This is a genomic window from Plantibacter flavus (genome assembly GCF_900177615.1).
Lineage (GTDB): Bacteria > Actinomycetota > Actinomycetes > Actinomycetales > Microbacteriaceae > Plantibacter > Plantibacter flavus.
Genome location: NZ_FXAP01000002.1, coordinates 1 through 25,072, shown reverse-complemented (window position 1 = coordinate 25,072; position 25,072 = coordinate 1). Strand labels below are relative to the sequence as shown.

The following is a 25,072-nucleotide window of genomic DNA, read 5'->3' as shown; positions in this document are numbered from 1 at the left end:
CTCGGGGGAGTGGTCAGTGCTCGGCCGGCTCGGCGACGAGCTCATGAGCGGCCGCTGCGGCGGTCGTCGTGGCTGCAGCGCCGGCGGGATCGACGGTCGCGAGGATCGGCCGGATCAGGGTGATCAGTCGCTCGCTGAGCTCGGCCGCATCGTCGTCGCCCACCGTCGTGGTGACGAGTCCGAAGCAGGCGTCGAGCAGGACGTCTGCGACGCCGTCGAGGTCTGGGAGGTCGAGATCGTGCGCTGCGGCCTCCATGCGGAGGTTCGTGCGGGTGTAGGCGCGCCAGTCGAACACCGTGTAGACCGGGTCGTCCATCCGGGGCAGTTCGTGCAGGAGCCGGATGGCGCCCATCGCGATGGGGGATCGCTGCGCTTCCTGCGCGGAGGCGAGGATCATCGTCACCCAGCGGAGCGCGCCGTAGGGCACGCCGATCCGTGCGTCCGCCGCCTGCCACCGTTCGTCCTGCTCCGCGATCACCGCGTGCGCGAGGCTTCGCTTCGACGGGAACAGGTGGTACCCGATGACCGACTTCGGCTTACCCATGACGGACGCGATGCCGGAGAACGAGGTCCCGGCGTAGCCGTTCCGGCCGAACTCGAGTCCGGCGGCGTCGATGATCTCATCGCGGACCTGGTTCATCGCGTACTGGCGCAGACCGCTCACGAGCGCTCCTTCGAGGTGGAGGGCCCGTCGATCGGGCCGCTAGACGATCGTCTGAGTCAGACGCTCGTCTAGCTTAGACGAGCGTCTGTGAGGAAGCTGGGACCTGGGCAACGGCCCTGATCCAACCTCTCCGACACGTGTTGTCTAGGGGGCCTAGACATTGACGACATAGCCCCCTAAACTACCGCGATGGTCAGCCCGATGAACATCACAGCGACGGCGCACAAGTGGGAACACGGTTGGGAACTCCACCTCGATGGTGAGCCGGTCAGCCAGGTCGCAACGCTCGACAAGGCCGAGCGGCAGGTCCGCGACTATCTCGACACCGACGACCCCGACGTCGATCACAGCGGGTGGTTGGTGACCGTGATTCCTGAAATCGGTGCCCTCTATGACGAGGTCGTCGCTGCGCGTTCCGCTACCGAAGAGGCGACGGCAGCGTCCGCCGCGGCGGCAGCCCGCGCACGTGCAGCGGCTCGGCATCTTCGCGAAGCGGGATTCTCCGTGACGGACTCCGCCGCGATCCTCGGCGTCTCGCGAGGCCGCGTGTCTCAGCTCGTCGCACGCTGATCGGCCCGCTATCGGAAGCGCTGAGACGATCATCGATTCGAGCACTTGCGCCCGATACATTGGAGCATCGATTCCCCCGCCGACTGGAAGGCAACAGCGTATGCGCGTCACCCCTCGTGTCTGGATCGGCCTGGCGATCTACGTCGGCTACGTCGCCGTCATCTTCGTCGTGTCGAAGCTCAGCGGGGTGGCGTACACCGAGATCGGGACGTCCGCGGAGTTCACCTGGCGAGGTGCGGTCCTCGACCTCGCGGTCGGAGCGGTGCTGCTGGCCATCACCACCTGGCTGTTGGGATGGTGGAGGCCTGCTCTGTTCGAGCGGAGACGCTCCCACCACAAGTGGCCGATCTTCGTTCCCGCGCTCATGCTGGTCGTCGCCGTCGCGAACCTGGTCAACACCGACTGGTCGAAGTTCGACCCGTCGTTCCTCCTCTCCCTGCTCGCGCTGGGCCTGGCGGTCGGGTTCTGCGAGGAGCTGATGTCACGCGGCCTGCTGCTGACGGCGTTCCGCTCACGCCTCTCCGAAGTCTGGGTGTGGTTGCTGACCTCCCTGCTCTTCGGAGCCATGCATCTCGTCAATGCAGCGCTCGGCGCTCCGTTCCTCAACACGCTCGGACAAGTGGTCCTCGCCGCGATGTCGGGCACCTGCTTCTACATCGTGCGGCGGGTGACCGGCTCCCTCGTCTGGGCGATGGCATTGCACGGCATCTGGGACGTCGCCGCGTTCTCGGTGGGCTTCGCCCCGCTCGGCACGCCCTGGGCGGCCTACCTGACGCCGGTCATCGGTATCCTCGCCGTCGCGGTCGTGTACTGGGTGATCACGGGGACAGACGAGCGGCAGGTCGGATCCCGAACGGGCGCGACACCCGCCCTGAGCTGACACTCAGGCCGGGAGTGGCTCGATGAGGTGCGGGCCCGTGTTGCGGACGTTGTTCACATCGCGCGTGACCTCGTAGTGGGTGAGATCGTGAGCGACAGCGAAGGACTCCCGGTCGAGCAGCTGCAACAGCTGGTCGGTGTCGAGGTGGTCTCCGAGCCAGTCGTCGTAGCCGTCGGGGGTGAGGCAGGCCGGCATGCGGTCGTGGACAGGGATGCGACGCTCGCGCGTGCCATGGGCTGGAAGGCGAGGCCCAACCTCGAGTTGGAGGTGATTGATGCTGCGAGTTCCTGCGACAGAACCGCCGGTCTTCGGTATGCGTAAATGAGCGAGCCGTGACCCCGCTCGAGTTCGTGGTCTGCCGCCTTCTCCATTGCGGCGCGCATGCGAACAGCACTGGCAGAACATCCGTCGGCGGAACTCGCGGCAAAGTAACAAGCACTCAAGGAGGGCCGAGAGGCGCTTTTCCCCTATGAATTGGGATGCGCTCTTGCGTAAGGTGACCATTAGCGGCGGCGAACGGTGTAGGCCTGACCGAATCGATCCGCTCAGTTCCGCGCGTTAGAAAGTTGAGTATCTCATGAACGACGAGTCGCCGAGACGCACGGAGGGAATTAGTGTCTTCCTTGACGAATCCGGAACTCACCATGGGGCAGAAGTGGTGCTCGCCGGAGCGGTAGTGACTCCACACGCAGCGCTGATGGAGGCGCAAGTAGTCGCTGCGGCTCACGATGCAATCGCGGATCCGGCACTGTGGCCGACCTTCGAGAAAATGACGGCATTTGAACGCTCGGGATTTCACTACTCTGCGGATCAGCCATCCACCAGGGATCAGTTTCTTCTCGCAATGCGACGCATGGACTATCGCGCGCACGTTGCGTTCTCACGACATGCCAGTGGCGTCGAGGGAGTTGAGCTCTTAGTGAATATGTACTACACCCTAGTACGAAATATACTACTCCGATATCGTACGGAGGTGATCGTGTTCGCCTTTGAAGAGGAGTCGCGGATGAACAGTCTGTACTCTCGAATCGTTGGAGCAGCCCGAGACGATGTGGCCAATACGCTGGGTTTACGCGTGGATGCGACGGCAGTCCGAGCGAACAAGCGGGCGCCTATCCTCGGCGTTGTTGACTACGTTCTGGCGGTAGCTGGTCACGCTCTGGCAACTCAACCTAAAGCGTATGAGGTCGGGCGCTTCAATCGAGGCCTTCCCGCTCACCTGGCCCACTTGATCGATTTCGACAGAGCTGTGCATCGTTCTTCTCGGAAGGGGATAGAGTTGCTCTGAAGTCCGGGGGGTCGATATTTGGGGCGCGAGTCGCGTTCGAGATCTTGCGATCTTCTACTAGTTAGGCATAGATGACTCCCCGGACCTCTCCAGCATCCACATTGCGATCGCCGCGACACCTCGAGTTGTATCTGGGCGCACCGCTCTCGGCCCTAGAGGCAATCGCAGCAGATCTTGCCGCGGGGGTGGGTGTGGAAGTGGTAACACTCAGGTCCAAGGGCAAGGCGCGTGAGATCACCTGTCCCACAGATGAGACAGTGCGCAATGTTCATCGTCGGATTCTCTCTATGATGACGCCGGTTCAGATGGATCTACCGGACATGGTCACGGGCTATGTGAGGGGCCGATCGTCGGTATCGAACGCTCAGGCGCACGCTGGCGGAGCATTTCTCCAGAAGTTCGACTTGCGCGATTTCTTTCATCACATTAGTTCTGATGCAGTGGCCACGGGCCTGCGCGACGTGGGCTTTCAAGCTGAAGTTGCCGCGCTGTTGGCGGGACTCACTACATGCCGAGGCCTGTTGCCAGCTGGCTTCTCAACCTCCCCGGCGATGGCGAACCTGGCTTGCCGGGCGCTCGACGAAGATATCGCGGCGTTGGCCGATTCGTTGGGGCTCATCGTAACCCGGTATGCCGATGACCTGACTTTCTCTGGCGCCCAGTTCTTCGACGTCAGAAGTGATATCGGTGTGATGGTCAAAGCGCACAGTCACGTCCTGAATGAAGAAAAGACCCGCACGCTGAAGCGGGGTCAGCCAATGTATGTCACGGGGTTGTCGGTCTCGGAGAACGACCGCCCACGACTTCCTCGCCCGTTCAAACGTAAGCTCCGTCAGGAGCTCCACTACATCTCGGTCTTCGGGCTCGCCGAGCATGCAGACCGGCACGGGGTCAAGGTCGAGGGGTTGCGATTTCGCCTGGGTGGACAACTTGCGTACGCAAGTGCGGTGGAGCCTGATCTTGTCAAGTACTTCGAGGCGCACTTTCCTGCCGCCTACAGGGATGTTGCCCGCGCTCGGTCACCAATAAGTGACGATAAGCGGCGCACCCGTCTGGCTCAGCTCGCTGCTCGCGTCGCAGCTCGGTCAGACCCTCTCGCGGAGATGTACGAGCCCACTGTCACGATTGCCGCGCTCTAATGGTTGGCTGATCGGATTCGAGGTGGGCTGTGTGTGCGTGTGCACAACGTCAACGAGTATTGACTAATTTCGCCGATCGTCAACGACTCGGCTCTTGAGCGTCGTTCGCTTGCCGATGTTGCGTTACGGGGCACCTGGTCCTGTCGACCCGGAAGCAAGCTTGGATCTCGACCCCGGCGTCGCGGGTGACCGTGTGTGATTCGTTTTGAAGTCCAACGGGGATGTCGTTGTTTGGCGGCGCCACTTGCGACGTATCAACCGCCCTGCAGAGGGTGGGCCAACCTTTCATCTGCGTGGCGCCTTTGGATTGATCGAAGGCTGCGAATTTGCGCTCAACAAGAACACTGACAACGATCTCGGCGCAGTCCTTGCCTTCGCGTTCTCCGTGCCGTCCTGTTCCAGGCTCAAGGATTGGACAATCCAAGTCAGTCGGCTGCCTGGCGTTGTGCCGTAGACAGGCGTCCCGCCCCCGAGCCCCTGAATTGAATAGTGCTTGGCCAGCGAGCTTCGGGGGTATCCTCGCTCAACCTATCGGAGTGGCTCGATGAGGTGCGGGCCCGTGTTGCGGACGTTGTTCACATCGCGCGTGACCTCGTAGTGGGTGAGATCGTGAGCGACAGCGAAGGACTCCCGGTCGAGCAGCTGCAACAGCTGGTCGGTGTCGAGGTGGTCTCCGAGCCAGTCGTCGTAGCCGTCGGGGGTGAGGCAGGCCGGCATGCGGTCGTGGACCTCGCCCGGTGAGACGTGCGCGTCCCGTGTGATGATCGCCATCGACAGACGCCACTTGTCCGGATCGTCCTCCGGCTTGCCCGGGTCGGGCCAGGCGCTGATGATGCCCGCCATCGCGAGCTCGGCCTCGGGGTCGTGGATGAAGTGGGGTTGCTTGCCGGTCTCGGTGACCACCCACTCGTAATAGCCGGTCGCCGGCTTATCCGGTGTTCACGAAGGCTCGTCTTCAACGGCTTCAACAGAGGCACGTGCGGGTTGCTCGCTCTTGAAGACAAAACTATCTGGTAGTTGGCGACGAACAAAGACGTGGCGTTGGGTTCGAACGCTCATGTAGTTTGGCGATCAAAATCAGCCGGGCGATCGAAGGAGACCGCGTGATTCGGGTGCAAACGGTCCGTGTCGACGGCGAAGAGACGACTTGGACGGTTCTCGGCGAGGACCACCTACCGTTCGAGCCTGCGGAGCTGTATCTGGAGCACCTACGGCAGACCCAGAGCTCACCCAACACGATTCGCTCATACGCGCGGGCTCTGCAGCTCTGGCTCGTCTATCTCCATGGCCGGGATCGCGAATGGGACGCGTACCAGCTCGAGGACCTGACCGGATTCGTGGCTTGGATGCGCTCGGGCCTCCCTCCAGGAGTCGCCCCTCTCCATGGCACCCCGTCCCGGGTTTCTGATTCGACGGCCGCGCTGAGGCTGCAGGGCGTGCGTTCGTTCTACGTTTTTCACGAGTGGCGCGGCATGCGATTCGACCCGCAACTGTTCTCGTTCCGAGATGCGCGCAGTCCGTATGCTCCAATGCTGGCTCACCTTCGGTCGAGGCGCGCCGGCGGTGCCGTGACGGTGAAGGTCACACGACGCCGCGTGAACGCCCCGGTACTGACTCCCGCGCAGATCGACGCGATAAAGAACGCGTGCGGTCGATTCAACGCAGAGACCGGAACCTGGACCGGTTCAGTTAGAGATCGGTTCTTTTTCGCACTGTTGGAAGAGACTGGTCTGCGCATGGGCGAAGCGCTGTCGCTGCAGCACCGGGACTGGCATAGCGGAAGCGGCGCCAGTCCCTTCATCGAGGTGGTGCCCCGGGCCCATCCGCATGGCGCGAGGGTGAAGGGTGGGCACTACCGAAAGATATACATCTCGGATGATCTGGACTCCCTGTACGCCGAGTACCTCTGGCAGGTGTGTGATCTAGGAATCGACCTCATCGTCGACGACCTGGACTCCAGCTACGTGTTCGTCAACCTCCGCGGGGGTGAGCGGTTCGCGCCCATTCGCCCGGAAACGATTTACAAGTTGGTGGAGCGAATACGCCGACATCTCGGAGATCAGGTGCCTGCCCGCTGGTCTCCGCACTGGTTTCGCCACAGTCACGCCACAGCGATGCTCCTCGCGGGGCGCCCGATCCATGTGGTGAGTCGACGTCTCGGTCACTCCGACATTCAAACAACCCTGAACACCTACGCCTGGGTGACTGAGGACGATGAGCTTCGAGCTCTGGCGGACTGGCGAGGCAGCACAAGTGGATGGAGAGACGATGAAAAATAGGGACGCCGAGCTCTTCGATTTGCTTCATGCGCAGCAAGCCGCCGTTCATTCGCCGGAACGGACCCTTGAGCTGCTGGAGTCAGTGCCACCAGAGCTTCGCATGTTGAGTTTCACCAGGCGCTCAATCCCGGAGGAGTACCTGCCATCCTTCGGTTATTACCACGACAAGATTGGAGATCTTCACCTGGGCAACCTCCCGGAGGGTCTGCAGACGGAGTTCATCTACGTAATTTGGCGGATCATCGAGGAGGGTGGGCGTGTCCCGATCGGGCCAATGGGATCGATGATCCGGGAGCTTGCCTGTGCGATCGAGCTGCTGAGAGAAAGTGGGCGAGATGCCAACAGCCTGATGGACCACTCGCCAGAGACGTGGTGCAAAGCTATGTCATCCACATGGATTCGACGCAACAACAGACTGCCCAGCCCGACCACGTTTCGCACGATATTCGCACCGATGTCTCGCGCCTGGAAGATCCTCTGGTTCGCATATGACACCTCTAGCTGGTGGGAGCGCGAAGTCTGGAGCATGGACATGGACCCACGCATCCCCAGGCGGGCTCAGGAATCGCTCAAGCAGGTGAGCATGCACTGGCACACCGTCAGCACACCGTGGCTGCGCAAAGCGGCCATGTTCTACATGAAGACCGAACTTGAAGCGCAGCGCGTTGCGTGGAGCACGGCTCTCACTCGGCTCGCCTCGTTCGTCACGTTCGACCGTTTCGTCGTGACGCAGGGGCTTCGGTCACCGCGGCTTACGGACGACCCGGGTGAGGTCCGCGCGCTCATGCTCACGTTCCTCACTGAACTGCGGATTGAGGAGAAAGTCAGCTCGACCCGCGGCCCGGGTCAACGGAAACACTCAACGATCACCTCGATCACGAGCACCATACGGAACTTCTATGTGTTCGCGCACGACCACGGCGATACTCTGGCTCGCGCGGTCGATGATCCGAGATGGCGAGACTTGAGCCCAGAGTTCTTGCGTTTCTGGCGTCCAGGCGACCTGCCTCGCAAGCGTAAGACCAGGTTCGATGAACGCCATCTCATCAGCGATGCGACTATGGCTGAGATAGCTGCGAAGTGTCATGAGCTGGGTGATGCTCGAGAAGACGGTGGACTCGCCGACCCACAAGCCATGCGGATCCTGCTCCTGATGATGGCCACCGGCCGAAGGATCAGTGAAATCTGCATGCTCGACGCGGAACCCTTGATCAACATCGAAAGAGGCTCAGACGGCAAGACGGAGGTAGCCAAGCTGCGTTACCAGCAGACGAAGATCGAAGGGGCTCCAGACACGATATTCGTGGACCACGAAGTGATCGGCGTCATTCGGGAACAGCAGGCCTGGCTCGCGGCTCGACGGCAAGCCAACGGAACCACGGGCGGTGCACCGTACTTGTTCGTGAGTCGCCACAACAACCGGCACGGCATGAAGCCCTATCTCAGTGGAGTGTTCCGCCACCAGGTCAGCAAACTTGCCAGCCGGGCCGGGCTCCTCGGAGAAGACGGCGAGCTCCTCCGAATCGCGGCAACTCACCGCTTTCGTCATACGAAGGCGACAAGCCTCATCAACGCAGGTGTTCCACTGCATGTCGTGCAGCGCTACCTAGGGCACACCACACCAGCGATGACAATGGTGTACGCACACACCCTGGATTCGACAGCGAAGGCGGAGTTCCTTCGTTACCAAAAAATCACGACGAGTGGGCGACACCCCGAGGTGTCCCCTGACGATCTGTACGACCTGATGGCGCTTGATGCCAGAACGGACCGAATCCTGCCGAACGGATGGTGCACGCTGCCACCAGCGAAGACCTGTGACAAAGGGAACGCGTGCCTCACCTGCAACATGTTCGTCACGGATGAACGATTTCTCGGCGTTCACGAGGGCGAAATTGTGGCTCTCGATGGGCTCATCGAGAGCCGGCAGCAAGCGCACAAGGAGCGCACCGGCGAGCGTATGACAGAGAATCACGTCTGGTTGACCCTTCGTCGTCGGGAGCAACAAGCGCTGACCACGATCGTCGAGACCATCAATGAGTCGAAAGCCGCGCGGTCTCTTGTAGTAGGACCGGGTGTCGAGGCTCGCCAGGATGCAGATCGTGCAGGGGCACCCAAGGCTCAGGAGGGTTGATGTGGGACGAGGCAATCCAGAGAACCTACGTCGGGCCGCACAAGCGAAACGCGAGGCAGCCCTTGCTCGTGCAGAGAACGGTCTGCGAGCGTCGATAAAGAGGGGCGAGCCGATCACCTTCGAAGGGGTGGCTGCGGCCGGCGGCGTCTCGAAGGACTTCCTTTATCGAACGACTGACCTTCGTTGTCGCATTGTCGAGCTTCGTGAGCAGCAGTCGAAGCGCGCGAGAACTCCCGACCGGCCCGTTCCAGAGGCACAGCGCGACACAAGCAGCGTGATTCGAACGCTCACGACGAAGCTGACTGAGGAACGTGCGCGGCACAGGGCTGAGGTCTCTGAGCTCAAGGCTGCCCTGGCTGCGGCGCACGGCAGGCTCCTCGAATTGAGCCGCGCACCCTCTGATCGGAACACGACGTAGCCGTCCTCCGATTCGAGTGGGTCTGCAACCTCGATCGTGTTTCACACGGTGAGAAAATCGAGCCGAACGTTGCACTGACACGGCCAAGTCGAGAAGCCGCTGCGAAGGTGTCGGCACCACCGGCAAGCGGAATCAAAAACCCGGCGAAAGGCCGCCAACCCGCGGTCGGTTATCGCGTGCCGAGATCAGGTACGTCGGCAGGGAGTAGAGCGCTAAGTTCCACGCCCAGAACCTGTGCGATCGCAAGGAGAGACCGCAAGGTTGGGTTGATCGGAGACCCAGGCCGCGACTCACCCTTCTCGTACTTCTGGTACGTGTAGCGAGTCAGACCCGCACGGTAGGCGACGGCTTCCTGGCTCAGCCCCGCGTCCCGACGTTGTCGGCGAAGGGCTGTGGCGACCCGCTGCGCATACGAGGCCCACTCCGCATCCACTTGTTCGCTCTGGGCCACGCCTCAAGCGTCGCGATTAGGTCTAGTGCGAGTGGCCTAGTCTGTATGGCATAATTTTCGACAGCCACACGAAACAATCGACCATCACCGGATCCCTCCACTCTGCACGTCGGCTGCCACCCTGCGGACGACGGTCGCACCACGGGGCGGGCTTGACGCGTGCGACCACGATTGTGATGTTCGCCGTGTCGCACAACTTCTCCTCGGTCTGGTGGCAGAGCGCGTCGTGCCCGCCGCCCGCTGCTTGGGCGTACGCATTCGAGCTGTTCACTGGGGATGACACCGCAGAGGAGTGGGCTCTCGCTGCAGCGATCTTCGTGGCCCAATATCGTCGGCGACATTCATGTGGACCAACCTTTCGTGAACTCTTTCTCCATCTCCTTCCAGATGAGTGCGGCGTTCCAGCCCCACTCCCGCTGGCATGGGACGAGGCCGATCGTCGGCGCGCTCTCGATGGATTTCGCAGACACGTCACGATCGACTGGCGCAGGCGCGGCTACATTGGCTTCGACAGGCACGTCACGCGAAGTCTTCGCGTCGGTCCTGAATTCCGTCAGCGTTCCAAGTTTCTGCGGCAAGCCCGAGTGGCCGACGCAACTCGTCAAGGCGACCTGGGTGCCTCGAGCCCGCTCCAGCCGGGGATCTGCGAGGAGTACGGACTCTCACACGACGTCGCAAGGCCGGCCCTGCAGGCGCCACTCAACGCCGGACAGGTGATGGCGCGATTGAACATCGGCTCCGCAATGCTGCAGCGCCTTCGAAAGAGCGGATACTTGCTCGGCTTCGAGGCCGACGGAGGCGTCTTCTACCCGATCTGGCAGTTTTCGGACGTGCCAGGACGCCCCGTCATACCCGGCATCAGTGCTGTCGTGGCGGCGATGCCGCCGAGTTGGACTCTGGCCAGCAGCTACGCGTTCATGAGCGCACGCCAGGGTGCTCTAGAAATGCACGGCGACAAGCTGGCGCCAGTGCAGTGGCTTGTTCGCGGCGGGGACCCCGAACGAGTGGCGAGCCTGCTGGCTGATCCAGCGTCCGAGATGATCGGTAGCCGACGCCCGTTCCGTGCAGAACATGCGACCAGTGTCCACTACAAGTCCGGCCGGTTCGGTGTGGAACAGGCCGACCATGCCGGAGAGCAATGAGCAAGATCGGACCCCGGACAGGCGTTGTATATGCGGTCGTGCACCTCATCGAGACCGCGCAGTCTCACGGCCGCGATTGGAAACTGGTTGCGGCTGTTCTCGCCGTACTCACAACATTTGTTGCGGAAACAACGCCCGAAGAGCTCGCTGTCCGACTGCCGCCCAAGCTGACGGGCGGCCATCCCGGGGCGGACGGCGCTCCCTCCGCCCGTAGCCGTCGAACCAGGAGTTTTCCGTTGTCGAAGCAGCAGAAAGATCGGCTCCGGGCGGTCATCGACTCCTTGAGTGACGACGAAGCAGCCCACTTCCTCGGCGTGGGCGTGCAGCAAGTTCGTCGCCGAGCATCCGCTGGACAGCTGTACGCCTTCACCGTGGGTGGCAAGAAGAGATACCCACTCTGGCAATTTGCGGATCGCTCTCGGACGCTGCCTGGGCTCCGCGAGACCATCCGAGCCATTCCCTCTTCTTGGTCTCCCGAGCGCGTACAGCGATTCATGACCCTCAAACAAGGCCCAAAGCTTGACGGTAAACGCGTCTCCCCCGTGACCTGGCTCCTACGCGGAGGCGACCCTGAACGACTCGCGAATATCCTCGCATCCAGCTCCGTCGGCTAGATCCACCGGCCGGTGCACGAACGCTGGTGAGCGCATGGGCACCGCGGTGCTGGAGCGCAACTCCACCGACCGCCCGTGGGGCTCTCGGTACTAGGGGGACGATCGCCACGACAACCAAGCACGTCAAGCGGTAGGTGCCTTCGTAGACCGCAGCGAGGAACGTTGCCTAGCGCAATCCGCCTCACTCCCAGAAACGCTCCCGGAGCGGGCTTCCGTCGGCGAACCTTGACATCGTCGCCGAGAAGCTCGCCATCCTCGCCGAAGTGATAACTGAGGCGGCACCGTCGGAGGAGCAACTGCGTTCCCCGATTGCAGTCGCGCAACGCCTTCGTGGCTCCTGGCCGGCATACCTGAAACGCCCTGAACTGACGTCTCGAGCACATGTTGCGTCTGAATAACGGTTGATCACGCCGAGCCCGTCGAAGGCGGCGTCGATAGCATGTCCTCGTGGAAGATGACCAGGAGCGCGGCCTCAAGCGAGTGCGGTTGAACGGAGCTCGCTTCGAAGGCGGTCGCTTACCCGTGGATTCTCTGGTGGAGCTTCAGAAGTACCAAGAGGTCGTGCGCATCGCAGCAGCGGCCGAGTGGCGACATGAACACCCCAACGAAGACCTACCGTTGGATTTCGAAAAGTCCGTCAGCCTGACGATCGAGGAGATCAGAGAGGGCAGCGCCGACGTCTTCCTGATATTTGAGCAGCACGAGACGTACGCTCGGTATCAGACCGAGGCACAGAACGCTGCTGACAGCATGATTGCCGCCGCTTACCGGGGGGAGGAAGTCTCGCCGATTCCGGCGTTGTCACCGCGACAGGACTTCGAGTTCCGGTCGGCGCTGGCGCAGTTTGGCCAAACGCTCGGGCCTGCCCAGTCCATCGAGTTCTTCTCAGACGGCCCAAAATCCGCTCCTGTGAGGATCACAGTCGAAACTCGCAAGGACGCTGTCGATCGACTTCTGACGGTCGACCGCTTCCTTCTTCCCCCGAATGAGGCTCCGCCGACACAGGATTTGAAGAAGGAAGAGCAGAGCCTTGTCGGTCACGTCACGGAGCTCAACGCTGACAACACGACGTACGTGCTTGTGTTGCCGGATGGGCGCCAGCTGAAAGGTTTCTATCGCGACCGGCCAGGCTTGCTCGAGGACCTCAAACTCGTACTTAATTCCGCGGCAGAGGGACCTCTGACTCGAATCACCGGTGAGCTGACATCACGCGAAGGCCAGCCCTGGCGCTTTTGGCACACTAGTTCGCTGGAGCAGATCCAGTTCGATGGTGCTGTCTGGGGGGCGCGGCTTGCAGAGCTTGCAGCCCTCGCTCCGCACTGGAACGGTGCCGCGGCGGCCCAGGTTTCGTCGGTCGCTCTGGAGGGCGCACAGATGGTCCTCCGGGAGGTGGACAAAGCCAACATCGCGCGGCCCGGCATCTTCCCAACAGAGGAGGGTGGTGTGCTGATCGAATGGTCGAGCCCGGCAGCTGTCCGTAGTGTCGAGGTTCTGCAGGACGGGACTTTTGAGACCTTCGAACTGGCCTCTCGTCAGAGCCACGGGGTGCATTCCACAACTTCGGATCTCAAAGAAGCCATTGCCTTCCTGAGGGCAGCCGAAGCATGATGGGACCGGACGTAGAGCTGCTCGAAGGCGAGCAGCTCATGGTCGATGCTCACGAACTCGCGTATCGACAAATCACTCCAAAGATGTACACCGACGACGGCAAGATCGCCAGCCACGTATTCGGTCCCAGTTCCTCGGACCAGGACAAGCCCTCCTATTCGCGTGCAAGTGTCGTGACCGCGCAGGAATCCAGAGACTGGCACAGCGCGAACGCATCAACACCCTCCGCAGGCGTGTGGGCAGTCTCTGTTGGCGAGGTGGTTGAGGCTAAGCGTCACGTGGTCGACGACTCCAAGACGCCGCTGGAAGTGTATGGAATTCGCGCCCCAGGCCACTGCTTTGTCGACTTCCGTGGACTGAACCGAGGCCAGAAAAAGGAGCTGCGAGCCTCGCTCCTCATGTGTGCACTCCGTCGTGGCGAGATCCCGACTGAAGAGCCTCTCGCCGATGGCCAGCTGTTCCTGTGACTGCGAGCGGCCTCGGTGTACTCAGCTCCTCAATGACGATCGACCTGGAGTGACCCAGGGGGATGCAAGACGCGTACGGATCGGGTCTCAGTAGGCTCTTGGGCAATACAAGCGACCTAATAGGCGGGTGAAGGGCGGGGAGCAACATGAGCGATGCTGCGACACAGTGGATGGTGGATCACCTGCAAAATCATCTCAACATCCTTGAGAACAGTGGATTCGACTACGCAACGCAAGTCGAGGGCATGGACGTCAGCCGCCGGATCATTGAACGAGTACTACCAGATGAGCCGTTCAATGTTGATGTGTACGACGAGGGATGGAAGTGGCAAGCTCGTACCTTTATCTCGAAGGCGCTTGGAGTACTGCGGAACCAGGCGGAATTGCTCGAATTCCTCGGCCCGGGCGGGCCTTCGATGCAAGCTGATCGGCTTCACCCGGTTGTCTGGGGGGCGGCCGCCGAACTGTGGAAGATTGAGCACTTCCGAGCGGCGGTCGCCCGCGCCGCGACATTCCTGAACGCACACATACAGGACAAGTCCACGCGAACCGACGTGTCGGACAAAGAACTCATGACACAGGTTTTCTCGGATCACGCTCCGAAGGCTGATCAACCTCGCTTGCGTTGGAGCGGCGCCGGGTCCCTCCAGACGCGGAAGGCGATGGGTTCAGGACTGCTGGCGTATGCCCAGGGCATCTCGCTCGCCATTCGGAATCCTGCAACACACGAGACCCAAGAAATGCCACGGCAAATGGCCTTCGAGCAGCTCACGGCGCTCAGCCTCTTGGCTCGCTGGGTCGATGAGTGCCAGCTCGCCCAAGCCGAGGATGGAGCGTAGCGCAAACTCATCTGCTCATGCGGAGTTCGGATTCGACACGGACACCGACAACAGTGCGAGGCCCGTCAATCGAGCCACACGGGCGCACGGCGTTCAAGGAGTACCGTGTCACGCCAACGTCCGGCGTAAGGTCCGTAACTCATGCGGGCGATCCGCTCGCGATGCCCGATAGTGCGAAAGCCGGCTCGTTCGTGCAGCACCAGGCTCGGGATGTTCTCGGGGAAGATGCTCGATTGGATTGTCCAGATCCCGGCGTCATCAGCGGCCGCGATGAATGCCGAGAGCAGCCGTGTTCCGACGCCGCGTCCTGCCGCAGCCGCGGCGACGTAGACCGAGTGCTCAATCACTCCACGGTAGACCTCGCGGGTCGAGACCGGCGATGCGGCGACCCATCCGATGACCGAGCCCAGCTCGTCGACGGCAACGAGTCGGCCGATGGTCAGCTTGCCTGCGTCGAACTGTTCCCAGCTCGGTGGTTCGGCCTCGAACGTGGCATTGCCGGTGGCGATGCCCTCGCGATAGATGGTCTCGACCGCAGCCCAGTCAGCGGCCTCGAGCGGACGGATAGTGGCGGCGCCGGTCACGGGCGGATGGCCTGGGAGGCGCGTTCGAGCCCGTCGGTGATGACGCGGAAGTACGCCCAGCGACCGCGCTGTTCGCGGGTGGCGAGTCCCGCGTCGACGAGGATCTTCATGTGGTGCGACACCGTGGGCTGCGAGAGTCCGACAGGCTCGGTGAGGTCGCAGATGCACGCCTCCCCGCCCTCGCTCGCCGCGATCAGAGACAGCAGCCGGACACGGGTCGGGTCGCCGAGCGCTTTGAAGGTGTGCGCGATCCGCTCGGCTTCGTCGAGCGCGAGCACCCCGCCGGTCACGGGGGTGCAGCACGCTGTGGCGTCGGCTTCCAGGAGGGGCAGTTCGATCGGCATGGACACATTCTGACACGTCGTATTGACATCTGTCGATGTATCGATCAGTCTCGTCGTATTGATTGTTGTCGATTGGAGTTGACGATGGCGAACGAGCTGCCCGTGATCGTGATCGGTGCAGGCCCGCAAGGTCTGGCTGCTGCAGCGCACCTGGTGGAGCGGGACGTTCCGGTGCTGGTGCTCGAGGCCGGGTCTTCGGCTGCTGCGGCGGTGTCGGAGTGGGGTCATGTGCGGTTGTTCTCCGATTGGTCCGAGCTGGTCGACGCGGCGTCCGCTCGGTTGCTCGCGCCGACCGGCTGGACCGCGCCGACGACGGGATACCCGACCGGCGCGCAGTGGATCAGTTCCTACCTCGCACCGCTCGCGGACGTCCTGGGGGAGCGGGTGCGGTTCGACGCTCGTGTGGTCGGAGTGTCTCGTCGTGGTCGCGATCGGCTCGTGGACGCGGGGCGTGCGGAGCAGCCGTTCACGGTGCACGTGGAGTCCGCGGACGGGACGGAATACCGCCTCGACGCGCGGGCGGTCATCGATGCCTCGGGCACCTGGTCGACGCCGAACCCAGCCGGGGCGGACGGTCTGCCGGCGCTCGGGGAGCGGGCCGCGTCCGAGACGCTCGGCTACCAGATCCCGGACTTCCGGAACCGGGCCGGCTTCGAGGGCAAGCACACCGTCGTCGTGGGATCCGGGCACTCCGCGGTCACCGCGGTCATCGCCCTCGCGCGGATCGTGCGCCGCAATCCCGACACCACGGTCACCTGGGTGCTGCGCCGCGGCACAGTTGGGAACACCTTCGGTGGCGGCGACGCTGACGAGCTGCCCGCCCGCGGCGCGCTCGGGTTGAAGGCGAAGGAACTCGTCGACGGTGGCCTCATCAGCCTCGTCACGGGCTTCCGGGTCGAGCGGGTGGCGCGTGACGGTGACCAGACCGTGTTGGTTTCGGAGGATGGCCGTGAGCTGCCCGCCGCGGATCGGGTGATCGTGCTGACCGGGTTCCGGCCTGATCTGTCGTTCCTGTCGGAGCTGCGGATCGAGCTGGATCCGACGCTCCAGGCTCCGGTGCGTATCGCGGCCGAGGTCGACCCAAACCTGCACTCCTGCGGATCAGTCGCCGCAACCGGCGCCAAGGATCTCGCGCAGCCGGAACCGGACTTCTACATCGTCGGCGCGAAGTCCTACGGGCGTGCGCCGACGTTCCTCGCGATGACCGGATACGAGCAGGTCCGCTCCGTCGTCGCAGCCCTGGCGGGCGACCAGGCTGCGGCCGAGCGGGTGGAGCTGGTCCTCCCGGACACCGGCGTGTGTGGCGGGGCCGGCCTGTTCGATGCCGCTGGTGCGTCGCTGGGTGGTTCGTGCTGCGCAGTGCCGGAACAGGCGCTGCAGATCGGTCGCGCACCAGCAAGCGTCTGACTGCTCGCTGCGGGAGCTACCGGGTGAGCAGCTCAGTGCGGATCTGCTCGGCCACGGCTTCCCGCAGTGGGCGCACGGCTTGGACGTCCCAGGCCTCGGGGTTTGGGAACGACCAGGCCAAGACCTCGCCGCGCGGGGTGGCCGGCAGGGTCAGGCCGGGCTTCATGAGCACCACGACGTCGGCCTGATCCAGGTCGGCGGCAGTGACCGCCCGTGGCACTCGGTCGGTGATGTCGAGGCCGAGCTCAGCGACGGTCGCGGCGACCGCAGGGTTCACGGCATCCGATGGGGCGAGGCCTGCTGAGGTGGCGGTGAAGCGGTCTCCGGCGAAGTGTTCGAGGAGGGCCGCGCCGAGTTGGGAGCGGCCGGCGTTGTGCTGGCAGATGAACAGGATGACGGGCTTGGTCGTGGTCATGAGGGTGCTGGGTGCTTTCTGGTCAGGAGGCGAGCAGGCGGGGAGCGAGGTCCGCGATGCGACGCTCCAATTCGGTGTAGGCGGCGTCGAACGCGGCATCGGTCCCGACGCGCACCGGGTCGGGGATCGACCAGTGCAGATCCCCCGTGACGCCAATCTCCTCATGCGCGTTGTCACACACGGTGATGACGAAGTCCCCATCACTCAGCACCGCATCCAGTGCGCTCGGCGCACTCGACGGGAGGGCGAGCTGGTGCCGTTCGGCAGCAGCGATCGCGCCGGGTGCAATCTGCTCGGCCGGGCGGGTGCCACCTGAGGCGACGGGGATGCTGCTCTGCCGCGCCCAGAGGGCGGCGGCGAGTTGCGAGCGGGCAGAGTTCGCTGAGCACACGAACACGACCCGGCTGGCCGCGCCTGCAATGCTCGGCACGAGACCGTCGAACGCGCCGCCGCTCAGGTGGACGTAGCTGCGGCGCTTGTCACCCTCGGACGTCGTGCGGGTGATCATGCCGACCTGTTCCAACACGTTCAAATGGTGCGTGAGCAAGTTGCCCGGCGTGCCGAGTGCGACCCGGATCTCCGTCGGGGACAGGTCACCCAAGGTGAGGAGGTCAATCATCCGCAGGCGCGTGGGATCGCTCAGTGCGGCGTGCTTCGCCGCCCGCGCGTCGACCGCTTCAGTTCGTTCGATGTTCATTGGTTCAATATTGACTGAAGTAACTTTGTGAGTCAAGATGATGCCGCCATGAACCCATCGAATCCCGCGCCTATCCCGGTCCGACCGCATCTGCTGCGTCGGATGCTTGCCGAGTCCGTCGGCACCGGACTCCTGGTGACGATCGTCGTCGGCTCCGGGATCATGGCGCAACGGCTATCCCCGGATGACGTCGGGCTGCAGCTGCTGCAGAACAGCCTGACGACCGCGCTCGGGCTCGCCGTGCTGATCCTGGCGCTCGGGCCCGTGTCCGGGGCCCACTTCAACCCGGTGGTGTCACTCGTGGACTGGTGGGTGAGCCGCGGCACCCCGCACGGTCTGCCGGTGCGCGACGTCGCGCCGTATCTGGCCGCGCAGGTTGTCGGCGGAATCGCTGGCACCGTACTGGCTGGGGCGATGTTCGACACGGCATCAGCGCTCTCCACGACGGACCGGGCGAGCGCCGGGGCGCTGCTCGGTGAGGTCGTCGCAACCGCCGGACTCATCCTGGTGATCTTCGCCCTGGCCCGCTCCGGGAGGGGCGCGGTGACGGCGGCTGCGGTCGGTGGCTACATCGGGGCGGCGTACTGGTTCACCAGCTCGACGTCGTTCGCGAACCCTGCCGTGACGATCGCCCGCATGTTCACCGACACCTTCGCCGGGATCGCCCCAGCCTCCGTGGGGCCGTTCCTCCTCGCGCAACTCCTCGGCGCGATCCTCGGGCTCGGCCTGGTCCTCGTGCTCTATCCGACTCCCGCGCGAAGCACCGCTGCGGCCGTGGCTCCACAACCTGCAGCTCAGCTCTGAAAGGCACCCTCATGCATCTCGCAGTCATCGGCGGCAGTGACGCCGGTATCTCCACCGCCCTCCGCGCCCGGGAACTCGACCCCTCCATGGACGTGACGGTGATCGTCGCTGACGCCTACCCGAACTTCTCCATCTGCGGCATCCCCTACTACTTCTCCCGAGAAGTCCAGCCCTGGCGGTCCCTCGCGCACCGCACCCACGCCGACCTCGAAGCCACCGGCATGTCCCTGCGCCTGAACACCCTCGCGACCGGGATCGACGTCGCCGGCCAGCGCCTCACCGTCCGCAACGAGCACGGCACGGAGTCGACCATCGCCTACGACGAACTCATGGTCGGCACCGGAGCCTCACCCTCCACCGCCGGCATCACCGGCCTCGACCAACTCGGCCCAAACGACGGTGTGCACCTGCTGCACTCGATGGGCGACACCTTCGCCCTCGAGCACTACCTCGACACCCACCAGCCGGAAACAGCGATCATCGTCGGCGCCGGGTACGTCGGTCTCGAGATGGCCGAAGCGCTCACCGTCCGCGGCCTGCAGGTCACCCAGCTGCAGCGCGGCCCCGAAGTGCTCTCCACTCTCGACTCGGAACTGGGTTCCCTCGTTCACGACGAACTCACCCGCCACGGGGTGAACGTCATCACTGACACCCACGTCGAGCACATCAGCAAGACGAACAGTGGTCTCACCGTGACCGGCCTGCAGGACGGCCGGCCGTTCGAGCGGAGCGCCGAGCTCGTGCTCGTCGTCGTCGGCGTCCGGCCGAACACGAGCCTGCTCACGGATGCCGGCGCTGCGACTGGGCCGGGTGATGCGGTGGTTGTCGACGAGCAGATGCGCACCGGCCTGCCGCATGTCTGGGCGGCCGGCGACGGCATCGTCACCCACCACCGTCTGCTGGGCGTCACGTATCTGCCGCTCGGCACGACAGCGCACAAGCAGGGCCGGGTCGCGGGCGAGAACGCGATCGGCGGCAACGCCCGCTTCGCCGGGTCGCTCGGCACCCAGGTGGTGAAGGTCTTCGACCTGGTTGCCGCGCGCACCGGGCTCCGTGACCAGGAAGCGGTCGCGGCAGGGTTCAGGCCGCACAGCTCGACGGCGATCGCGGACGACCACAAGGCCTACTACCCGGGAGCGACACCGATCAGCATCCGGATCACTGGAGCAACCGACAGCGGGCTGCTGCTCGGTGCGCAGCTGGTCGGCACCCGGGGTGCGGAGATCGCGAAGCGCGTCGACACCTACGCCACCGCCCTGCACCACGGCATGACGGTCGACGCGATGAGCGATCTCGACCTCTCCTACACGCCGCCGCTCGGCTCCCCGTGGGACGCCGTGCAGGTGGCCACGCAGGCCTGGACGCGGGATGCTCGGTCGCTGACGCGCTAGCTGACGTCGGCGGCAGGTGTCGTGCGGGTGCGGAACACGCACTCCGTCGAGCAATGGTCGTCGCGGTCTGGGCACGTTGCGAGCCCGTGTTCGGCTTGGTCGAGGCGGGCGCGCAGCTCGTCGAGGCGGGCGCGTTTCTGGTCGATCTGGCGGACCCGTTCCGCCAGGAGTGGGCGGAGTTGGTCGCGGACGTCGGTGCAGGAGTCATCTTCCATCGCCCGGAGGTGCTGGCCGATTTCGCTGAGTGGCAGGCCGAGTTCTTTGCTCGCTTCGATCAGGTCGAGCCGCCCAAGCACCGCGGCGTCATAGTCGCGGTAGCCGTTGCGGGTACGACCGGGAGTGATCAGGCCGATGCTCTCGTAGTACCGCAGCGCGGTCGATGCGACCCCGGTGCGTTGACTGACTTCTGAGATGCGCATGTCGTGAGCCTAGGGCCGGGAACTTGGCTTGACCTTCCAGCGGCTCCAACGTTTACGGTTGAGCCTCGTGCCCCTCAACTCTCGGTCCCTCATGACGGCGGTCGTCCCGTGGCTGGAACGTCACCAGATCGTCCTCTACCTCGCGGCGATCGCTGCTGGTGGCGTCCTCGGCCTGCTGCTGCCTGACGCGCATCATCTGGAAGTGGCGATCGAGCCAGTGCTCGCGCTGCTGCTGTTCGCGACCTTCCTCGGAGTCCCGTTCGCCGCGATCGGGCGCTCGCTCAGCGACGTCCGGTTCCTCGGCGCGGTCGGGGTGGTGAACTTCGTCATCGTGCCGGTCGTCGCCTATGGGCTGTCGCGGTTCGTCGCGGATCAGCCGCCGCTGCTGTTCGGGGTGCTGTTGGTGCTGCTGACGCCGTGCATTGACTACGTGATCGTGTTCGCCGGCCTCGCCGGAGGAGCCTCGGAGCGCCTGCTCGCGGCGGCTCCGCTGCTGATGCTCGCGCAGATCCTCTTGCTGCCGGTCTACCTGCTGCTGTTCATCGGTCCCAGCGGGGTGGCGGCCGTCGAGCTCGGCCCGTTCGTGCGGGCATTCCTGCTGCTCATCGTGCTGCCACTGGCCGCGGCCGCTGTGACGCAGTGGCTGGCCAAGCGGCACCGGGTCGGGCGCGGGATCGAGCGCACGATGTTGGCGCTGATGGTGCCGCTGATGGTCGCGACGCTGTTCACGGTCGTGGCCTCGCAGGCGGGGGCGGTGAGCACTGCGGCCCTGCAGTTGCTCGTGCTCGTGCCGCTGTACGCGGCGTTCCTCGTCATCATGGCGTTCGTCGGCACGGGTGCCGGGCGTCTGTTCCGCCTCGACGTCCCGGCGACCCGTGCGCTGGTGTTCAGTGGTGCGACGCGGAACAGTCTCGTCGTCTTACCGCTGGCGCTAGCGCTGCCAGCGTCACTGGCGCTTGCGCCGGTGGTGGTCGTCACGCAGACCCTCGTCGAGCTCTTAGGCATGGTTGTATTCGTGCGCCTGGTGCCCCGACTCATTCAGAACGTGACGAGATCGGTTCCAGATGCGACCTGACTCTCTCGTGACTGTGTTTGAAAGGTTTCGTTGCTCACCATGCTCCTTCGCCGAATCGACGCTCTCAAGGATCGCTCTAGCAGCTCGCCTCCGCGAACGGCGTAGCGTGCGCGCTCAGCCCGCGACGATTCTGGAAAAAGAGTCCGCGCGTGAATGCGCTGCCGCATCGGTCAAGACCGCTCTGCTCAAGCGGGTTTATGCCCGCACGGGGTGACCTTGAGCGACGCGTTCCAAAAGGCCCCCGTCAGCGGTGACTGTAGCAAAATGCGCGAGGCTATCAGCTGGTTCCGCCCGGGGCGTCGTCAGTGGAGATCACTGGGTCGAGTATCCCTCGCCCCCCCCCCCGGCGACGACTGTCCGCTCTCGTCCTCCACCGTGTCGCCCAAGAACCTCAGCAAATCGGCACCGTCCTCTGACGTGCGAGTCTCCAGAACGCTCGCGTACGTGGCACTCCTAGAGAGGTCCACATACCCCAGGCGTTCCGCGATGAGGTCCGCCACGGCAGCTGAAGCACTCATGGTGAGGGTCTCGTCGCCATCGAACAAGAACCGCTTCATCACTTCACGAAAGCTCCAGTTTGGTATCGCCGCGATCTCCGTTGTTGCGCCGGGACGATGCCGGTCGAGCCACTCTCGAGGCGTATCCAAGAATCGGAGGAGGCGAATGTGGGCTGGGGTGAGCGTGGAAATGAGGTCGAGGTAGCGTTCCCGCCGGCTGAGGTCAACGCTGGACCAGCTTCCAGCATTGACGACAGCTTCGGCAAGCATTCGGCGCTTGTCTTGATCGGCAGTCTCACGAGATGCACGTAGTGCACGGTGGACCGCGGCGAAGAACTCGTCGTCCCCCGGGTCAAAGAACGCCTCGCGGTCTCGCTCCAGCATCCGCACGCGAGCCGCGATCCAGCTCCAGAACTCCTCGTCGCGAGCTCGTTGCTTCGATGCCACCGCCGCCGCAATTGTGCTGCTCGCGATCGCGCCGACTACCGGCACGCCGCTTATGACTCCGAGGGCTGCGCCAGCGGCGACGCTACGGACAGGCGATGCCTCAGGAAGTTCAGGAAAGGACATGCCATCACTCAAGCAGACTCCAGCATGGGATTGCTTGTTCAGCCGAGGTCTGCCGTGCTTGGCTGCGATGGGCCCGCACTCGTCAGCGGGTCTGCTGTCAGAGCGTTCTGCATCTGTTCGTGAAGTTCGACAAGCGCTTCTTTCGCCCCTTCGGATAGCCGGAGTGTGTCCTGGTCTCCGATGAGAACCGACGCCACCGTAGTTTTCCCAGGGGCTTTGACGCCCGCAGCCTTGCACCAGTCCGCAACGGCCTTGCTGATTGGCTGCTCCCGATCGAGATCTTCGAGAGCAACTGGCCCGAGGTTGGCGTTCGAGGAGATGAGGGCGTTGATCACCTCGAGGTAGCGATCTGGGTGGACGTAGTCTTCGGTGGCCCATCCTGATCGCAGTTCGAAAATTCTGCCTTCTGGGATGCCGATTTCCTTCAACCAGTTGGCGTGTTTGGCCCCTCCCGTGTCGCCATCAACGAGGTAGACGACCCGCGCAGCTGTCTCTTCGAGCTCCAAACCAGAGCCGCGGTAGTTTGCCAAGCCGGGCGCTACTTGATACGAGAGGTCGCTCGCGCCAGTAGCCAGTCGGATGAGACTGGGGAGCAGGATCATGTCGGCAGGACCCTCTGCGAGGACGGCCCGTCGAAAGGCGGAGAAGGCCGCAGCGCCGGCTCCCATCGCGAAGAGTAGAGGCGTGAAACCTGGGCGTTCATTAGTCCAGAAGTCATTTCGCAGCTCGCTCGCGTCCCGACGTCCATTACGAGGCGAAACGAGCCGCACCCCAGTGCCCAGATCGCGAGGGAGGCACCCAGGTGAGTGTGTCGTGTAAAAAACCTGGGTCGCGTCTACGTCTGCGGCGAGCACCTCGAGCAGGTCGGCTTGGGCGTCATAATGCAGGTGCGTCTCTGCCTCATCGATGAGAAGGATCGGAGGGACCTCAAAGCTATGCCAAGCCAGAAACGCAACCAGAGCGACAAACATCCGCAGTCCGTCGCTCCGCTCGTTGATGGGCGTGTTCGCGCCGCCCTCGCCGGCCTCAACTATCAGGATCCGCAGCAGTGACCCATCGACCTTGAACTGCACATCGATGGACTCTTGTCGCCACTTCGGGCCAAGCGCAGCCTGCAGACGTTCATTTGCGCGACGCTCGGTGGTAAAAGCGGCACCACTATCCGCCTCCGTAATCTGCTCCCACAACCGGTTTAGATCAAGTCCGGCGACACCCAGTAAATTGGCGAGGGCCTGCGGAGGGGCGTCACGGATACCCGAGTCCGCGAGATCGTAGGAATCCTGCAGAGTCCGGTCAGCTTCTGTGAAAAGCGCGAAGTCTGGAGCACGCGTTTCAAGAATGCGGCTCGCACTCCGCGAAGGGTGTTCGACCTGGAGGATCCCCTTCATCCTGACAAGAAGTTCGGCCAGGCGGAGGTCATCTGGGTCGAGTCCTGATTCGCCAGGTTGCGGCTCGTCGTCGTCGACGTCATCAACCACCGGCTCGCGAAGCCAGTCGACCAGGGCATCAAAATTGCCGTCGTTCTCTTCCGACCAATCTCCGTCTGGATCCTCAACGAGTGAGGAAACCAGAGCGAGGCCTGCGGTTGCCGCCGGCGGGAGATCGTCATCGGACAGGTCTGGCCGCCGTTCAAGTTCATCGCGGACCTCGTCAAACGGGCCGCGTTCCCGAAGCAATTTTGGTCCGATGCCAGTGCGGAGCCCGCCGTCTGCATATCGGGCCACGATGAAGCGAAGGGCCTGATTCGTAAACGGGAGGTGTCCGATTGCCTCGCGATCCTCATCGGTGAGAGCGAAGGTGGCACGAACAATGGCATCGGTTGCGGCAGTGGCGCTCAACGAGCGGTTCCGGAGTCGGCTCGGCAACGCCAGCTCGGCGTTCGTCAACCAATCGAGTCCCTCGAGCACACTGCTCTTGCCGGCCTCATTTGGCCCGAGGAAAGCAATCAGTTTGCCGTCGGTGTTGCACGACGTGTCAGCTAGCCGCTTGAAGCCGTGGAATTCAATTCTGATACAACGCATGGCGACTGCCCTTCCCCGGTGACATCAGAATCGTATCCAGGATGAAAGCGGATCGACCACCACACACTGGTTCGGCTTCGAAAGTGGGCCCCTACGCCTCGGAAATCGACACTCGGTCTGTGCCGTAGCTGCCTATCTGGGGTATGGCGGCGCGAATATGGACCTAGCCGCCGATGAGTGTCGAATTGGGTAGACAACGGCGCGCTCCACACGCATCGGACACAGGTCAGGTCGATGTTGCCCGATACGGCCCGTCCGGGTGTGGGCAGCTTCGCTCCGTGTCGTCGGAATCGCTTCCTTCGGTGTCGGGACGTCGCGGGTGCGCGAGACGGCCCGCGTGACTTGGGGTTCGGGT

At 63.6% G+C, this 25,072-nt stretch carries 25 protein-coding genes and 1 pseudogene; 15 read left to right on the top strand and 11 right to left on the bottom strand.

Annotated elements, in window-relative coordinates; genetic code table 11:
• Positions 1–13: 13 nt before the first annotated feature.
• Positions 14–664: a TetR/AcrR family transcriptional regulator gene (locus tag B9Y95_RS06425; RefSeq protein WP_085511115.1), complete on the bottom strand. Its 651-nt coding sequence runs from the start codon at positions 662–664 to the stop codon at positions 14–16.
• A 201-nt stretch (positions 665–865) separates the two neighbouring features.
• On the opposite strand from B9Y95_RS06425, the gene B9Y95_RS06420 reads away from it, so the two are divergent.
• Together B9Y95_RS06420 and B9Y95_RS06415 are read left to right on the top strand one after the other, a co-directional pair.
• Positions 866–1,234 (top strand): antitoxin HicB, encoded by a 369-nt coding sequence (locus tag B9Y95_RS06420; protein ID WP_085511693.1) that lies wholly within the window; start codon positions 866–868, stop codon positions 1,232–1,234.
• A gap of 100 nt (positions 1,235–1,334) precedes the next feature.
• Positions 1,335–2,114 (top strand): CPBP family intramembrane glutamic endopeptidase, encoded by a 780-nt coding sequence (locus B9Y95_RS06415; protein WP_234994010.1) that lies wholly within the window; start codon positions 1,335–1,337, stop codon positions 2,112–2,114.
• A gap of 3 nt (positions 2,115–2,117) precedes the next feature.
• Here B9Y95_RS06415 and B9Y95_RS21085 read toward each other — a convergent pair whose 3' ends face one another.
• Positions 2,118–2,519 carry an SOS response-associated peptidase family protein gene (locus B9Y95_RS21085; protein ID WP_268808543.1) on the bottom strand — a complete coding sequence of 134 codons (402 nt, stop codon included), beginning with the start codon at positions 2,517–2,519 and terminating at the stop codon, positions 2,118–2,120.
• Positions 2,520–2,691: 172 nt separating this feature from the next.
• Between B9Y95_RS21085 and B9Y95_RS20285 the strand changes: the two genes are divergently transcribed.
• Entirely contained in the window at positions 2,692–3,402 is a 711-nt protein-coding gene (locus tag B9Y95_RS20285) for a hypothetical protein (RefSeq protein WP_143736349.1), read from the top strand.
• Positions 3,403–3,473: 71 nt separating this feature from the next.
• Positions 3,474–4,541 carry a reverse transcriptase family protein gene (locus B9Y95_RS06405; protein ID WP_085511113.1) on the top strand — a complete coding sequence of 356 codons (1,068 nt, stop codon included), beginning with the start codon at positions 3,474–3,476 and terminating at the stop codon, positions 4,539–4,541.
• 528 nt (positions 4,542–5,069) lie between these two features.
• Here the strand turns inward: B9Y95_RS06405 and B9Y95_RS06400 are convergent.
• A pseudogene (locus tag B9Y95_RS06400) lies at positions 5,070–5,456 on the bottom strand (SOS response-associated peptidase family protein); the annotation flags it as partial.
• Between the two features lie 149 nt (positions 5,457–5,605).
• Here B9Y95_RS06400 and B9Y95_RS06395 point away from each other — a divergent pair.
• Genes B9Y95_RS06395 through B9Y95_RS20280 form a run of 3 tightly spaced genes read left to right on the top strand, consistent with a single transcriptional unit; the run spans position 5,606 to position 9,372 of the window.
• On the top strand, positions 5,606–6,820 hold the full coding sequence (locus B9Y95_RS06395) for a tyrosine-type recombinase/integrase (RefSeq protein WP_200811362.1): 1,215 nt from the start codon (positions 5,606–5,608) through the stop codon (positions 6,818–6,820).
• A complete protein-coding gene (locus tag B9Y95_RS06390) occupies positions 6,756–8,954 on the top strand; it encodes a tyrosine-type recombinase/integrase (protein WP_085511110.1) in 2,199 nt (732 codons plus the stop codon). The genes B9Y95_RS06395 and B9Y95_RS06390 overlap by 65 nt, the downstream gene beginning before the upstream one ends.
• Positions 8,914–9,372, top strand: a complete 459-nt coding sequence (locus B9Y95_RS20280) for a DUF6262 family protein (protein ID WP_143736346.1) — start codon at positions 8,914–8,916, stop codon at positions 9,370–9,372. Before B9Y95_RS06390 ends, B9Y95_RS20280 begins: the two co-directional genes overlap by 41 nt.
• 169 nt (positions 9,373–9,541) lie before the next feature.
• Here the strand turns inward: B9Y95_RS20280 and B9Y95_RS06385 are convergent, their stop codons facing one another.
• Complete coding sequence (locus B9Y95_RS06385; RefSeq protein WP_123539824.1) at positions 9,542–9,805, bottom strand: helix-turn-helix domain-containing protein; 264 nt, start codon at positions 9,803–9,805, stop codon at positions 9,542–9,544.
• A gap of 170 nt (positions 9,806–9,975) precedes the next feature.
• On the opposite strand from B9Y95_RS06385, the gene B9Y95_RS20275 reads away from it, so the two are divergent.
• From B9Y95_RS20275 to B9Y95_RS06365, 4 genes are all read left to right on the top strand, one after another.
• Positions 9,976–10,965: a hypothetical protein gene (locus B9Y95_RS20275; RefSeq protein WP_143736344.1), complete on the top strand. Its 990-nt coding sequence runs from the start codon at positions 9,976–9,978 to the stop codon at positions 10,963–10,965.
• Between the two features lie 1,061 nt (positions 10,966–12,026).
• Positions 12,027–13,187: a hypothetical protein gene (locus B9Y95_RS06375; protein WP_143736342.1), complete on the top strand. Its 1,161-nt coding sequence runs from the start codon at positions 12,027–12,029 to the stop codon at positions 13,185–13,187.
• The gene (locus B9Y95_RS06370; protein ID WP_085511106.1) at positions 13,184–13,654 is read left to right on the top strand and encodes a hypothetical protein; all 471 of its coding nucleotides are present in this window, start codon (positions 13,184–13,186) and stop codon (positions 13,652–13,654) included. The genes B9Y95_RS06375 and B9Y95_RS06370 overlap by 4 nt, the downstream gene beginning before the upstream one ends.
• A 146-nt stretch (positions 13,655–13,800) precedes the next feature.
• Positions 13,801–14,493 (top strand): TIGR02391 family protein, encoded by a 693-nt coding sequence (locus tag B9Y95_RS06365; protein ID WP_085511105.1) that lies wholly within the window; start codon positions 13,801–13,803, stop codon positions 14,491–14,493.
• A gap of 65 nt (positions 14,494–14,558) precedes the next feature.
• Here B9Y95_RS06365 and B9Y95_RS06360 read toward each other — a convergent pair whose 3' ends face one another.
• Positions 14,559–15,077, bottom strand: a complete 519-nt coding sequence (locus B9Y95_RS06360) for a GNAT family N-acetyltransferase (protein WP_085511104.1) — start codon at positions 15,075–15,077, stop codon at positions 14,559–14,561.
• Positions 15,074–15,421, bottom strand: a complete 348-nt coding sequence (locus tag B9Y95_RS06355; RefSeq protein WP_200811361.1) for an ArsR/SmtB family transcription factor — start codon at positions 15,419–15,421, stop codon at positions 15,074–15,076. Before B9Y95_RS06355 ends, B9Y95_RS06360 begins: the two co-directional genes overlap by 4 nt.
• An 84-nt stretch (positions 15,422–15,505) precedes the next feature.
• Here B9Y95_RS06355 and B9Y95_RS06350 point away from each other — a divergent pair, with 84 nt between their 5' ends.
• Positions 15,506–16,828, top strand: a complete 1,323-nt coding sequence (locus B9Y95_RS06350) for an NAD(P)-binding domain-containing protein (RefSeq protein WP_085511103.1) — start codon at positions 15,506–15,508, stop codon at positions 16,826–16,828.
• Positions 16,829–16,844: 16 nt separating this feature from the next.
• On the opposite strand, the gene B9Y95_RS06345 is transcribed toward B9Y95_RS06350, so the two are convergent.
• Positions 16,845–17,243, bottom strand: a complete 399-nt coding sequence (locus B9Y95_RS06345) for an arsenate-mycothiol transferase ArsC (protein ID WP_085511102.1) — start codon at positions 17,241–17,243, stop codon at positions 16,845–16,847.
• A gap of 22 nt (positions 17,244–17,265) precedes the next feature.
• Positions 17,266–17,940 (bottom strand): arsenate reductase/protein-tyrosine-phosphatase family protein, encoded by a 675-nt coding sequence (locus B9Y95_RS06340; protein WP_085511101.1) that lies wholly within the window; start codon positions 17,938–17,940, stop codon positions 17,266–17,268.
• Between the two features lie 48 nt (positions 17,941–17,988).
• Here B9Y95_RS06340 and B9Y95_RS06335 point away from each other — a divergent pair, with 48 nt between their 5' ends.
• Positions 17,989–18,744, top strand: a complete 756-nt coding sequence (locus B9Y95_RS06335) for an aquaporin (protein ID WP_412458819.1) — start codon at positions 17,989–17,991, stop codon at positions 18,742–18,744.
• 11 nt (positions 18,745–18,755) lie between these two features.
• Positions 18,756–20,135 carry an FAD-dependent oxidoreductase gene (locus tag B9Y95_RS06330; RefSeq protein WP_085511099.1) on the top strand — a complete coding sequence of 460 codons (1,380 nt, stop codon included), beginning with the start codon at positions 18,756–18,758 and terminating at the stop codon, positions 20,133–20,135.
• Here B9Y95_RS06330 and B9Y95_RS06325 read toward each other — a convergent pair.
• A complete protein-coding gene (locus B9Y95_RS06325) occupies positions 20,132–20,554 on the bottom strand; it encodes a MerR family transcriptional regulator (RefSeq protein ID WP_085511098.1) in 423 nt (140 codons plus the stop codon). The genes B9Y95_RS06330 and B9Y95_RS06325 overlap by 4 nt on opposite strands.
• Positions 20,555–20,645: 91 nt before the next feature.
• On the opposite strand from B9Y95_RS06325, the gene B9Y95_RS06320 reads away from it, so the two are divergent.
• A complete protein-coding gene (locus tag B9Y95_RS06320; RefSeq protein ID WP_085511097.1) occupies positions 20,646–21,629 on the top strand; it encodes an arsenic resistance protein in 984 nt (327 codons plus the stop codon).
• 302 nt (positions 21,630–21,931) lie between these two features.
• On the opposite strand, the gene B9Y95_RS06315 is transcribed toward B9Y95_RS06320, so the two are convergent.
• Together B9Y95_RS06315 and B9Y95_RS06310 are read right to left on the bottom strand one after the other, a co-directional pair.
• Positions 21,932–22,696 (bottom strand): hypothetical protein, encoded by a 765-nt coding sequence (locus B9Y95_RS06315; protein ID WP_143736340.1) that lies wholly within the window; start codon positions 22,694–22,696, stop codon positions 21,932–21,934.
• Positions 22,697–22,734: 38 nt separating this feature from the next.
• A complete protein-coding gene (locus tag B9Y95_RS06310; protein ID WP_085511095.1) occupies positions 22,735–24,717 on the bottom strand; it encodes an AAA family ATPase in 1,983 nt (660 codons plus the stop codon).
• Between the last annotated feature and the right edge of the window lie 355 nt (positions 24,718–25,072).